Source organism: Massilia endophytica (assembly GCF_021165955.1).
Classification (GTDB): Bacteria; Pseudomonadota; Gammaproteobacteria; order Burkholderiales; family Burkholderiaceae_D; genus Rugamonas; species Rugamonas endophytica.
Genome location: NZ_CP088952.1, coordinates 69,251 through 82,213 on the forward strand (window position 1 = coordinate 69,251; position 12,963 = coordinate 82,213).

Annotated in this window: 6 protein-coding genes, 2 tRNA genes and 3 rRNA genes; 8 read left to right on the top strand and 3 right to left on the bottom strand. The window is 59.2% G+C overall.

Features of this window, described 5'->3' with window-relative positions; translation table 11 throughout:
- Positions 1–5: 5 nt before the first annotated feature.
- Positions 6–380, top strand: coding sequence for a Co2+/Mg2+ efflux protein ApaG (apaG, locus tag LSQ66_RS00350; RefSeq protein ID WP_231767850.1), 375 nt, complete (start codon positions 6–8; stop codon positions 378–380).
- A gap of 138 nt (positions 381–518) precedes the next feature.
- Positions 519–1,760, top strand: a complete 1,242-nt coding sequence (gene mltA, locus LSQ66_RS00355) for a murein transglycosylase A (protein ID WP_231767851.1) — start codon at positions 519–521, stop codon at positions 1,758–1,760.
- Here mltA and LSQ66_RS00360 read toward each other — a convergent pair.
- Both LSQ66_RS00360 and LSQ66_RS00365 read right to left on the bottom strand, forming a co-directional pair.
- Complete coding sequence (locus LSQ66_RS00360; protein WP_231767852.1) at positions 1,757–2,194, bottom strand: universal stress protein; 438 nt, start codon at positions 2,192–2,194, stop codon at positions 1,757–1,759. The genes mltA and LSQ66_RS00360 overlap by 4 nt on opposite strands.
- A gap of 52 nt (positions 2,195–2,246) precedes the next feature.
- Entirely contained in the window at positions 2,247–3,518 is a 1,272-nt protein-coding gene (locus LSQ66_RS00365; protein ID WP_231767853.1) for an MFS transporter, read from the bottom strand.
- A 75-nt stretch (positions 3,519–3,593) separates the two neighbouring features.
- On the opposite strand from LSQ66_RS00365, the gene LSQ66_RS00370 reads away from it, so the two are divergent.
- The 6 genes from LSQ66_RS00370 to rrf all read left to right on the top strand — a co-directional run bounded on the left by LSQ66_RS00370 (position 3,594) and on the right by rrf (position 9,630).
- Complete coding sequence (locus LSQ66_RS00370) at positions 3,594–4,370, top strand: enoyl-CoA hydratase (RefSeq protein ID WP_231767854.1); 777 nt, start codon at positions 3,594–3,596, stop codon at positions 4,368–4,370.
- Positions 4,371–4,607: 237 nt separating this feature from the next.
- A 16S ribosomal RNA gene (locus LSQ66_RS00375) occupies positions 4,608–6,138 on the top strand.
- 63 nt (positions 6,139–6,201) lie between these two features.
- Positions 6,202–6,278, top strand: a tRNA-Ile gene (locus LSQ66_RS00380).
- A gap of 9 nt (positions 6,279–6,287) precedes the next feature.
- Positions 6,288–6,363, top strand: a tRNA-Ala gene (locus LSQ66_RS00385).
- Between the two features lie 153 nt (positions 6,364–6,516).
- Positions 6,517–9,390, top strand: a 23S ribosomal RNA gene (locus LSQ66_RS00390).
- A 127-nt stretch (positions 9,391–9,517) separates the two neighbouring features.
- A 5S ribosomal RNA gene (gene rrf / locus LSQ66_RS00395) occupies positions 9,518–9,630 on the top strand.
- Together the 16S, 23S and 5S rRNA genes with 2 tRNA genes alongside form the textbook arrangement of a ribosomal RNA operon.
- Before the next feature lie 107 nt (positions 9,631–9,737).
- Here rrf and LSQ66_RS00400 read toward each other — a convergent pair.
- Positions 9,738–12,554 (bottom strand): TonB-dependent receptor, encoded by a 2,817-nt coding sequence (locus tag LSQ66_RS00400; protein ID WP_231767855.1) that lies wholly within the window; start codon positions 12,552–12,554, stop codon positions 9,738–9,740.
- Positions 12,555–12,963: the final 409 nt, after the last annotated feature.

Sequence of the window (12,963 nt, forward strand, 5' to 3'; positions counted from 1 at the left end):
AGTCGATGTCGCGATACGAATTCACTGTGTCCGTGAGGACGCAGTACCTGCCCGAACAGTCCGATCCCGAACGCACCAATTTCGTGTTCACCTATTCGATCACGATCAAGAACACGGGCACGGTGGCGGCGCAGCTGATCTCGCGGCACTGGGTCATCGTGGACGCCAACAACCACAAGGAAGAGGTGCGCGGACTTGGCGTGGTGGGACATCAGCCCCTGCTGCAGCCGGGCGAAGCCTTCGAATACACCAGCGGCACTGCCCTGCAGACGCCTCAGGGCTCCATGGTCGGCGAATACTTCTGCGTGGCCGAGGATGGCCATCAGTTCGAAGCGAAGATTCCGGAGTTTGTGCTGTCCCTGCCGCGCACGCTACACTGAGGCGAACGCTTACTCGGCACTGTCCTTCTGTTTGGGCGGGGATTTTTTCTTGCCCGGCATTGTCCACCAGACGATGAATACCAGCAGGAACAGCGCGACCAGCGCCTCGATCATCAGATACCACATAGTCCAGCCCTCATGTCATTCGAACGCCGTAGTTTACCGCTTTCGCCCGGCGCCGTCGCCGCCGCCTGCCTCGCCCTGCTGCTGAGCGCCTGCGGCACCCAGCCGCCCGCGCCCCAGCCCCTTCCCGTGCCGCCCCCCAAGCCTGCTCCCGCCCCGGCGCCCGTTCCCGCCCCGGCTCCCGCGCCGGCGCCGGTCCCCGCGCCGCCAGCGAAAACGGAATTCGTGCCCGTACCGTTCAGCGCCTTGCCCGGCTGGGACCGCGACGACCTGCGCGCCGCCTGGCCCGCGTTCACCGCCTCCTGCCGCGCGCTGGGCAAGCGGCCGGACTGGCAGGAAGCCTGCAGCGTGGCGCGCACCGTCGACGCCAGCGACGAGCAGGCCATCCGCCAGTATTTCGAAACCTTCTTCGAGCCGCAGCGGGTGATCGCGCCCGACGGTTCGGACAGCGGCCTGGTCACCGGCTACTACGAGCCGCTCCTGCACGGCGCCCGCAAGAAGGGCGGCCCTTACCAGACGCCCCTCTACAAGGTGCCGGACGACCTGCTGATCGTGGACCTGGGCAGCGTCTATCCCGAGCTGAAGGGCAAGCGCCTGCGCGGCCGCCTCCAGGGCCGCAAGGTCATTCCCTACCAGAGCCGGGCCGACATCGCACAGGCGGACTTCAAAGGCAAGGAACTGCTGTGGGTGGACGATCCCGTGGAAGCCTTCTTCCTCGAAGTGCAGGGCTCCGGCCGTGTGCAGCTGGCGGATACGAAGGAGACCGTGCGCGTGGCCTACGCGGACCAGAACGGCCATCCCTACAAGGCCATCGGCAAGTGGCTGATCGAGCAGGGCGAACTCACGCCGGAGCAGGCCACGGCGCAAGGCATCAAGGGCTGGATCGCGGGCCATCCCACGCGCATGCAGGAGTTGTTCAACGCCAATCCGAGCTATGTCTTCTTCCGCGAAGAGAAACTGCCCGATCCTTCCGTGGGGCCGAAGGGCACGCTGGGCGTGCCGCTCACGCCGCAGCGTTCCGTCGCCATCGATCCCGCCCAGCTTCCGCTGGGCGCGCCGCTTTACCTGTCCACCACGCAGGCGGCCAGCGATGTGCCGATGCAGCGCCTGGTCATGGCGCAGGACACGGGCGGCGCCATCAAGGGCGCCATCCGGGTCGACTTCTTCTTTGGATTCGCCACGGAGGCCGCGGAGAACGCCGGCCGCATGAAGCAGCGCGGCCAGGTATGGGTGCTCCTGCCGAAGGCGGCGCGCTAGCGCAGCACCAGCACAGGCAGGTGGGTGTGGGCCAGCACCTTCTGCGTTTCGCTGCCGAGGAACAGCTTGTTCAGGCCCTTGCGGCCGTGCGAAGCCATCACGATCAGGTCGCAGTTGTGCCGTTCGGCGGCGGTCACGATTTCATCGTAGGGATTGTGCGAAGTCGCGACGATGCCCTCGAAAGGCACGCCTGCACTGCCCGCGGCGGCCGCCACCTTGTCCAGGCTGGACTTCGCCGCCTGGTGGATCTGGGTTTCATACACCTCCGCATCCGGCACTACCGCGCCATCGGAAAGAGGCACAAAAGGGAAGGGCTGGGCGACCGAGATCGACACGATCCGCGCACCATGCAGCTGGGCCAGCTGCACGACCGTGGCGGTCACTTTTTCCGAAAGCGGCGAGCCGTCGGTGGGAAACAAAATGTTCTTGAACATGACGCATCCCCTTGCATTGTTGGCAATGCCCCAGTGTAGAACGCTGTCTTCTTCAAGGGCGCACGCTTCGGATGGGGCGCGAGGCCAGCATATATAGGAGGAGGGCCAGCCCGCCCACGGCCACACAGGCCATGCTGGTGCGGATGCTGAAATGGTCTGCCACGTAGCCCGCACAGAGGGCGCCCAGGGGCGCAATGGCCACCGTGAGGAAGCGCATCGTCGAGATCATGCGGCCCATCATGTGATCCGGCGTGACCTTCTGTCGCAGCGCCTGGTAGGGAATAAAGAAGAGCATCACGCCGCAGTCGTGAGTAAAGATCAGGCAGGCGAATGCGATCTTGGAGGCGTCCGTGCTGCCGAACAGGGAGGCCGGGATCAGCGGCATCAGCACGAAGCCGAAGACGGTAGCCGCCGTACCCACCAGGATGGGAATGCCTTCGCCATAGCGCCGGTTCAGCGGGCGCAGGACCATCGAGCTCACAAAGACGCCCAGCCCGCCCACCATGTGCGCCGTGCCGATCTGGCCGGCGGACATGCCCAGTTCGCGCGTGGCGAAGAGCACCAGCAGGGCAGTGTACCCATAGTAGAGCAGGTGCCAGCTCCCGGCGCCAAAAGCCAGCGCCCGCAGCAACGGATGCTTCCAGATGAAGGCGAAGCCCTGGGCGATATCGTGCAGCGGGTGCTTGTCCGAAGGCCTGGGTTCGGGTTCGTCCACGTGCACGCGGCGCAGCTTCCACACCGAGGCCACGAAGCCCATGGAATTGACCATGATCGCCACCGGGGCGGTCAGCCACTGGATCAGCAGGCCCGCAATGCCGGGCGTGAACAGGCGCAGGATGGAGTCGGTGGCCGCAAAGCGCGACTGCGCTTCCACCATGCGATCGCGCCCCACCAGCATGTTCAGGAAAATCTGCTCGGCGCCGCCGCCCACCACCGAACAGGTGCCCAGGGTCGCGGCCACGGCGTAAAGCCAGGGCATCGAGAGTACGCCGCACCAGTAGGCCACCGGGATCACTGCCAGCGCGATCGCCTGCGCCACCTTGCTGCCCAACAGGATAGGCACCTTTCGCCGCCGGTCGAGCCATACGCCCGCGGGCAGGGCGAAGAAGGCGAAGGGAATGGCCTGGCAGGCCGTGAGAATGCCCATCTGGGCGGGCGTCGCGTGGAGCACGAGCGCGCCGCACAGCGGCAGGGCCAATCCGCCCACCAGCGAGCCGAAATTCGACAGCATGGCGCTCAGCCAGTAGCGCCGGAAGTCCACGCTGGACAACAGCTCGTCGCCGGAGAGTTTCTTCGACAGGTAGGATCGGAACACGGTATACATCTGTGAACAGATGATAGCAGCCGCCCGCCCGGAGGCGCTACAATCGCCGGATACTTTTCCCATAAGGAGACACTGATGGAGTACCAGGAACTGATCGTCGAAGTTCACGGCAAAGTGGCGCTGATCCGCCTGAACCGCCCGAAATCGCTCAACTCCCTGAACGACAGCATGATGAATGAGCTGGGCGAAGCCTTCGCCCGCTTCGACAAGGACCCGCAGATCGGCTGCATCGTCCTCACCGGCAGCGAAAAGGCCTTCGCCGCAGGCGCCGACATTGCCGCCATGGCCGACTACACTTATCAGGACACCTATCGCGACAACTACATCACCCGCAACTGGGAACATATCCTTAAGGTCCGCAAGCCCGTGATCGGCGCCGTGGCAGGCTACGCCCTGGGCGGCGGCTGCGAGCTGGCCATGATGTGCGACTTCCTGATCGCGGCCGACAGCGCCAAGTTCGGCCAGCCCGAAATCAAGGTCGGCGTCACGCCTGGCGCGGGCGGCACCCAGCGCCTGCCGCGCGCCATCGGCAAATCGAAGGCCATGGACCTGCTGCTGACGGCCCGCACCATCGACGCGGCGGAAGCGGAACGCATCGGCCTCGTGTCGCGCGTGATCCCGGCGGACAAGCTGATGGAAGAAGCACTGGCCATCGCCACGCAGATCGCCTCCATGCCGCTGTCGGTGGCCATGCAGATCAAGGATGCCGTGAACCGCTCCTTCGAAACCACGCTGACGGAAGGCGTGAACTACGAGCGCCGCCTGTTCCACGCGGCCTTTGGCACGCCGGCCCAGCGCGAAGGCATGCACGCCTTCCTCGAAAAAAGACCCGCGAACTTCGAGGGTCTTTGAAGAGAGGGCCTTGACGGCTTAGCGGTGCTCCCGCATAATCTCGTTTCTCTGCTTCACGAACACAACGCTTCGTGAGACACAGCAGGATCTTTAAAAATTAACAGTCGATAAGTGTGGGCGTTTGAAGAAGTGCGCGGAGCTTAGGCTTCGATGCTCAAATAATAGATTCAAACGTTCACAAGAAATATGTCAGTATTTTGAGTGAATGGCCCGGCAGAAATGCCGAAAACAGAGATTGAACTGAAGAGTTTGATCCTGGCTCAGATTGAACGCTGGCGGCATGCTTTACACATGCAAGTCGAACGGCAGCGCGGGCTTCGGCCTGGCGGCGAGTGGCGAACGGGTGAGTAATGTATCGGAACGTACCCAAGAGTGGGGGATAACGTAGCGAAAGTTACGCTAATACCGCATACGATCCAAGGATGAAAGCGGGGGACCTTCGGGCCTCGTGCTCCTGGAGCGGCCGATATCTGATTAGCTAGTTGGTGAGGTAAAGGCTCACCAAGGCGACGATCAGTAGCTGGTCTGAGAGGACGACCAGCCACACTGGGACTGAGACACGGCCCAGACTCCTACGGGAGGCAGCAGTGGGGAATTTTGGACAATGGGGGCAACCCTGATCCAGCAATGCCGCGTGAGTGAAGAAGGCCTTCGGGTTGTAAAGCTCTTTTGTCAGGGAAGAAACGGCTGTGGCTAATATCCACGGCTAATGACGGTACCTGAAGAATAAGCACCGGCTAACTACGTGCCAGCAGCCGCGGTAATACGTAGGGTGCGAGCGTTAATCGGAATTACTGGGCGTAAAGCGTGCGCAGGCGGTTTTGTAAGTCTGTTGTGAAATCCCCGGGCTTAACCTGGGAATGGCAATGGAGACTGCAAGGCTGGAATCTGGCAGAGGGGGGTAGAATTCCACGTGTAGCAGTGAAATGCGTAGAGATGTGGAGGAACACCGATGGCGAAGGCAGCCCCCTGGGCTAAGATTGACGCTCATGCACGAAAGCGTGGGGAGCAAACAGGATTAGATACCCTGGTAGTCCACGCCCTAAACGATGTCTACTAGTTGTCGGGTCTTAATTGACTTGGTAACGCAGCTAACGCGTGAAGTAGACCGCCTGGGGAGTACGGTCGCAAGATTAAAACTCAAAGGAATTGACGGGGACCCGCACAAGCGGTGGATGATGTGGATTAATTCGATGCAACGCGAAAAACCTTACCTACCCTTGACATGGCAGGAACCCTGGAGAGATCCGGGGGTGCTCGAAAGAGAACCTGCACACAGGTGCTGCATGGCTGTCGTCAGCTCGTGTCGTGAGATGTTGGGTTAAGTCCCGCAACGAGCGCAACCCTTGTCATTAGTTGCTACGAAAGGGCACTCTAATGAGACTGCCGGTGACAAACCGGAGGAAGGTGGGGATGACGTCAAGTCCTCATGGCCCTTATGGGTAGGGCTTCACACGTCATACAATGGTACATACAGAGGGCCGCCAACCCGCGAGGGGGAGCAAATCCCAGAAAGTGTATCGTAGTCCGGATTGTAGTCTGCAACTCGACTGCATGAAGTTGGAATCGCTAGTAATCGCGGATCAGCATGTCGCGGTGAATACGTTCCCGGGTCTTGTACACACCGCCCGTCACACCATGGGAGCGGGTTTTACCAGAAGTAGGTAGCTTAACCGTAAGGGGGGCGCTTACCACGGTAGGATTCGTGACTGGGGTGAAGTCGTAACAAGGTAGCCGTATCGGAAGGTGCGGCTGGATCACCTCCTTTCTAGAGTCGCACGGACTCAAACGTTCACACTTATCGGCTGTTAGTAGAAGAAGAAACGAGCGCGGGTCTGTAGCTCAGCTGGTTAGAGCACCGTGTTGATAACGCGGGGGTCGTTGGTTCGAGCCCAACCAGACCCACCAAGTACATACGGGGGATTAGCTCAGCTGGGAGAGCACCTGCTTTGCAAGCAGGGGGTCGTCGGTTCGATCCCGTCATCCTCCACCACTGCTTTTATGTAAGGTCCGAACCTTAGATAAAAGTAGTACTCGTTCTTTAAAAATCTGGAAGCAAAGTAGTAAATTAGGGTAATTGATTGCAAATTAGAATACTGCAACAAACGTAGTAACTCTCTTAGACTTATAGCCGTCAAGGTTATAGGGACAAGTGAATAAGTGCACATGGCGGATGCCTTGGCGATTACAGGCGATGAAGGACGTAGAAGTCTGCGATAAGCTTCGGGGAGCTGACAAACAAGCATTGATCCGAAGATTTCCGAATGGGGAAACCCGGCCTTTTAGGTCATCTCACACTGAATACATAGGTGTGTGAAGCGAACGCGGCGAACTGAAACATCTAAGTAGCTGCAGGAAAAGAAATCAACCGAGATTCCCAAAGTAGTGGCGAGCGAAATGGGAAGAGCCTGTACGTGATAATCGAGCTGATAGTGGAACCACCTGGAAATGTGGGCCATAGCGGGTGATAGCCCCGTACACGAAATCAGAACGGTGGTACTAAGCGTACGACAAGTAGGGCGGGACACGAGAAATCCTGTCTGAAGATGGGGGGACCATCCTCCAAGGCTAAATACTCGTAATCGACCGATAGTGAACCAGTACCGTGAGGGAAAGGCGAAAAGAACCCCGGGAGGGGAGTGAAATAGATCCTGAAACCGTGTGCATACAAACAGTCGGAGCCTCTTCGTGGGGTGACGGCGTACCTTTTGTATAATGGGTCAGCGACTTACATTCAGTGGCGAGGTTAACCAGATAGGGGAGCCGTAGAGAAATCGAGTCCGAACAGGGCGCCAGTCGCTGGGTGTAGACCCGAAACCAAGTGATCTACCCATGGCCAGGTTGAAGGTGCGGTAACACGCACTGGAGGACCGAACCCACTAATGTTGAAAAATTAGGGGATGAGCTGTGGGTAGGGGTGAAAGGCTAAACAAACTTGGAAATAGCTGGTTCTCTCCGAAAACTATTTAGGTAGTGCCTCAAGTATCACCACCGGGGGTAGAGCACTGTTATGGCTAGGGGGTCATCGCGACTTACCAAACCATTGCAAACTCCGAATACCGGTGAGTGCGAGCTTGGGAGACAGACGTCGGGTGCTAACGTCCGGCGTCAAGAGGGAAACAACCCAGACCGCCAGCTAAGGTCCCAAAGATTGGCTAAGTGGAAAACGAAGTGGGAAGGCTAAAACAGTCAGGATGTTGGCTTAGAAGCAGCCATCATTTAAAGAAAGCGTAATAGCTCACTGATCGAGTCGTCCTGCGCGGAAGATGTAACGGGGCTAAGCCAGTCACCGAAGCTGCGGATATGCGTAAGCATATGGTAGGAGAGCGTTCTGTAAGCCTGCGAAGGTGTCTTGTAAAGGATGCTGGAGGTATCAGAAGTGCGAATGCTGACATGAGTAGCGATAATGCGGGTGAAAAGCCCGCACGCCGTAAGCCCAAGGTTTCCTGTTCAACGTTCATCGGAGCAGGGTGAGTCGGCCCCTAAGGCGAGGCAGAGATGCGTAGCTGATGGGAAGCAGGTTAATATTCCTGCACCGTCGTATGATGCGATGGGGGGACGGATCGCGGAAGGTTGTCTGCCTGTTGGAATAGGCAGTTTCTGGTTCATAGAAGGCGCTTAGGCAAATCCGGGCGCGGAATTCAAGGGACTGGGACGAGCGAGCTTGTCTCGCGAAGCAATCGGAAGTGGTTCCAAGAAAAGCCTCTAAGCTTCAGTCATACGAGACCGTACCGCAAACCGACACAGGTGGGCGAGATGAGTATTCTAAGGCGCTTGAGAGAACTCGGGAGAAGGAACTCGGCAAATTGGTACCGTAACTTCGGGAAAAGGTACGCCTCGGTAGCTTGACCACTTTACTGTGGAAGGGCGAAAAGGTTGCAATAAACTGGTGGCTGCGACTGTTTAATAAAAACACAGCACTCTGCAAACACGAAAGTGGACGTATAGGGTGTGACGCCTGCCCGGTGCTGGAAGATTAAATGATGGGGTGCAAGCTCTTGATTGAAGTCCCAGTAAACGGCGGCCGTAACTATAACGGTCCTAAGGTAGCGAAATTCCTTGTCGGGTAAGTTCCGACCTGCACGAATGGCGTAACGATGGCCACACTGTCTCCTCCCGAGACTCAGCGAAGTTGAAGTGTTTGTGATGATGCAATCTACCCGCGGCTAGACGGAAAGACCCCATGAACCTTTACTGTAGCTTTGCATTGGACTTTGAACCAATCTGTGTAGGATAGGTGGGAGGCTTTGAAGCGGGGACGCCAGTTCTCGTGGAGCCAACCTTGAAATACCACCCTGGTTTGTTTGAGGTTCTAACCTTGGCCCGTGATCCGGGTCGGGGACAGTGCATGGTAGGCAGTTTGACTGGGGCGGTCTCCTCCTAAAGTGTAACGGAGGAGTTCGAAGGTACGCTAGGTACGGTCGGACATCGTGCTAATAGTGCAATGGCATAAGCGTGCTTAACTGCGAGACCGACAAGTCGAGCAGGTACGAAAGTAGGACATAGTGATCCGGTGGTTCTGTATGGAAGGGCCATCGCTCAACGGATAAAAGGTACTCTGGGGATAACAGGCTGATTCCTCCCAAGAGTTCATATCGACGGGGGAGTTTGGCACCTCGATGTCGGCTCATCACATCCTGGGGCTGTAGCCGGTCCCAAGGGTATGGCTGTTCGCCATTTAAAGTGGTACGTGAGCTGGGTTTAAAACGTCGTGAGACAGTTTGGTCCCTATCTGCCGTGGGCGTTGGAAATTTGAAGGGGGCTGCTCCTAGTACGAGAGGACCGGAGTGGACGAACCTCTGGTGTACCGGTTGTCACGCCAGTGGCATTGCCGGGTAGCTAAGTTCGGAAGAGATAACCGCTGAAAGCATCTAAGCGGGAAACTTGCCTTAAGATGAGATTTCCCGGAGCCTTGAGCTCCTTGAAGGGTCGTTCGAGACCAGGACGTTGATAGGTCAGGTGTGGAAGTGCAGTAATGCATTAAGCTAACTGATACTAATTGCCCGTACGGCTTGTCCCTATAACCTTGACGGTTATGCGAGAGACGCGTTTGTTGATCTAGACAATCAATACCCAACTACATATAATCCTGCTTCCAGATTTCAGAGTGGCGTTCGCAACGGCGGACGATGCTCGTACAAGTTAAGCCTGATGACCATAGCAAGTCGGTCCCACCCCTTCCCATCCCGAACAGGACCGTGAAACGACTTTGCGCCGATGATAGTGCTGCAACCAGTGTGAAAGTAGGTTATCGTCAGGCTAGTTATAGAGAAGAAGCCCGCTAGTTGAACTAGCGGGCTTTTTTGTTTTCAGCCTTCCCATAAAAAAAGCCCCGGATGAACCGGGGCTTTGCACGGCCTGGCGCAATCAGTACTTCATGCGCAGGTTCAGGAAATACTGGCGGCCGTTCTGGTGCCAGTAGCCGGGCGCGTTCTCCGTGATGTAGTAGGTGTGGCGGACCGGGTCGTTCAGGTTGTTGGCGTCGAAGTGGATGCTGATCGACGGCGTGAACTTGTAACCCAGGGACAGCGACAGGCTGCCTTCGCCCGCATAGCGGTGCTGGCCGTTGTACTGCGTGATATTGCCCGCAGCGTCGCGCAGCACGTTGTTGGTGCCGTCGCCGATGAAGCCGATCGCGTAGTCGCTGCGATAGTTCCAGGCCAGGCTCGCGCTGATCTTGTCATCCTCGTAGAAGCCGCGCAGGTTGTAGGTCCGCTTCGACGTGCCCAGCAGCTCCACGCCATCCACATCCTTGGACTTCACATAGGTGCCGTTCGCGCCGAAGCCGAAACCGGCTGCAATCGGAAGTTCCAGCGCCGCTTCGAAGCCGCGCAGCGTCGCCTTCACGCCCTTGCGCGAGGTCACGGTGTAAGGCGTGATCTTGCCCTGGCTGATGTTGAAGTAGTCCACCACCGAGGTGCCGGTCTTCACATAGTCGTGCAGGTGCTGGCTGAACACGCCGCCGCTCACCATGGCGCGCGGAGCGAAGTACCACGCCAGCGTTGCATCGGCATTGTTCGAGGTGATCGGCTTCAGGCCCGGATTGCCGCTCGAACCGGTGGCGCGCAGGTCGTCCAGGATCACGGCGCCGGCCAGCTCGTTGTAGTTCGGACGGCCCAGCGTGCGGGTCAGCGCGGCGCGTGCGATCAGGTCGTTGTTCAGATCCCAGCGCACGTTCAGGCTTGGCAGCAGGTCCTTGGTCGTGGTTTCCACGGTCTGGGCGACATAGCTGCCCAGGCGCGAACCGACGATGGCGCCCGGCACCGCGCAATTGCGCATCGGTGCGCAGGTTGCGGCAGGAATCTGCTGGTAGGAGGTGGACTGCAGCTTGGTCTCGACCCAGCGCACGCCGAAGTTGCCGCTGAACTGAGGGTTGAGTTCGAACTCGGCCATGCCGTACAGGGCGCGGATGTCTTCCTCGATGCTGTAGCCGCTCGTGTAGTTGTGGTTGAGCGTGCGATCCCAGTTCACGTTCTTGTCCGCGAACTCGCGCATCTGGTTCATGTCGAAGCGGAAGTAGTCGCGCGGGAAGTTGCCGTCGACGCCGTTGGCCCAGTTGCCGGGATAGCGCGTGGCGGGCGAGGGGGGCGCCACCTGGGTCACCAGCAGGCCGCCCGAAACCGGCGTGAATGGCGACGGGGTGATCGGGCCGCTGGCATTGTCCTGCACGTTGTAGCGGCCTTCCCAGCGGTCGAACTGGCGCTCATGCTTGGTGCCGCGTCCACCGAACTTGATGGTCTTGATCAGGTCGCTGTCCAGCGAGTACTGGCCGTCCAGGTGGAAGTAGCGCTCCTTGTCGATGGACTCCACGGCCGGGGCGAGGTTGCTCATCAGCGCGTAGTTCGAAGCGTTGGCCAGGTCGATCTGCTGGCCCGAAGCGTTCAGCACGGAGTACTGGGCAGGCTGGTTGGCTGCCTGCGAATACTTGACGGAAGAGGGGCTGATCAGGCCGTACACCAGGCTCGGTTCCGACGGCGTCAGGCCCTTGCCTTCGGTGGAGCCCGCGCGCGCGTGGAGGGTGAAGTCCTGGTTCACGCGCCACTTGCCGTCCAGGTCGAGGAAGTCGCTGGTGGACTTGGCGCCCATACGGTAGAAGTGGTCGAACTGCAGGCCAACCACCTGGGCCGTGCTGCCCGCCGGGCGCACCAGCGTTGCGCTGGTGATGACGGCGCCATCGACGACCGGATTCTGGATCTGGTAGCCGTTGCGCACCAGCTGCGAGGGCAGGGCGTAGGCCGAGCTGTTGTAGTTGTCCGCCTTCAGCTCGGCGTGGAAGCCGCTGGCGTTCACTTCGATATCGCGGTCCTTGTACTGCAGGCCGACGTAGCCGCCCTGGCGCTGGCGTTTGCCTTCGAACATTGCCGCGTTCAGGCTGCTCGCCATGCGCTTGCCCGCCAGGCTGGGCTGGCCTGCAGCCGTGGCCTGCGCCTGGGTCAGCACGTCATAGGCGAAGATCTCTTGGCCGTCGCGGCGCAGGTGGCGGTCTTCCTTGAAGAGCTGCAGCAGCACGCCGAAATTCTTCGCTTCGTTCTTCCAGGCCAGCAGGCCGCTCGCCTGCGGGTCGGTTTTCTTCGCCAGGGTGGCATGCGCCACGCCCAGGGCCACTTCGCCGTTCAGCGAATTCTTGAAGTCCAGCGGCTTGCGGGTGATGATGTCCACGCTGCCGGACACACCGCCTTCGGTCACGTCGGCGCGGCCGGTCTTGTAGACGATGCTCTGGCCGATCAGCTGTGAAGGCATGAGGCCGAAGCCTACGCTGCGGCCGCTGCTGGCCTGGTCGCCCAGGTGCCAGTCGCCCGCGCTCAGCGAGTGGCCGTTGACGGTGACCAGGTTCAGGTTGGGGCTGGTGCCGCGCACGGCCACGCGCTCGGCTTCGTCCATCGCCAGGGCGCCGCCGTACTGCACGTTCACGCCCGGCAGGCGGGAAAGGGCGTCGGCGATGTTCTTGTCGGGCATCTTGCCCACGTCTTCGGCGGACACAACTTCGACGTTGGTATCCGCATTGCGCTTGACGGCCATGGACTTGGCGATCGAGGCGCGGATGCCGGTAATGGTCACGGTCTGGTCGGCAGTGGCGGAGGCGTCGTCAGCCTTGCTCTGGGCGGCCGCGGTGGCCGGCGCAAGGGTGTACATCATCGACATGGCGGCCGCCGCGGCGGCCAAGGGCTTCAGCTTTAACTTCATCTTATGTTTCCCTATGTTTAGTGAGTCAAATACCACTTGCAGTTGACCACTGGTATGGTAAGACCGTAATGCCGGTATGCGTGTGGTATTTACCATTTATAAGGGAGCTGCACGGTTGAGGCAATGGAAATATTGGCGGAAACTCATTCAGATACAACAGTTTGTGGTCAAAATTTCGTATTTTTGGCCTTGTGCCCGAGTGGTAAAACCATTTTTCCTCCACGGTGGCTGGGCGGTTGGCTTCGGCACTTGTCTGCAACCACTGGTTCTATCTGCATACCAGTTGGGCGAAAAAGGGCCCCGCACGGGGCTTTCTGCATCCTGACGCGGATTTCCAACCGTCTGTCGCCGAAATTTGCCATTTCGTCGCAATAGCTTGTTGATAACAAACCGGCTGACGTAAGATTCC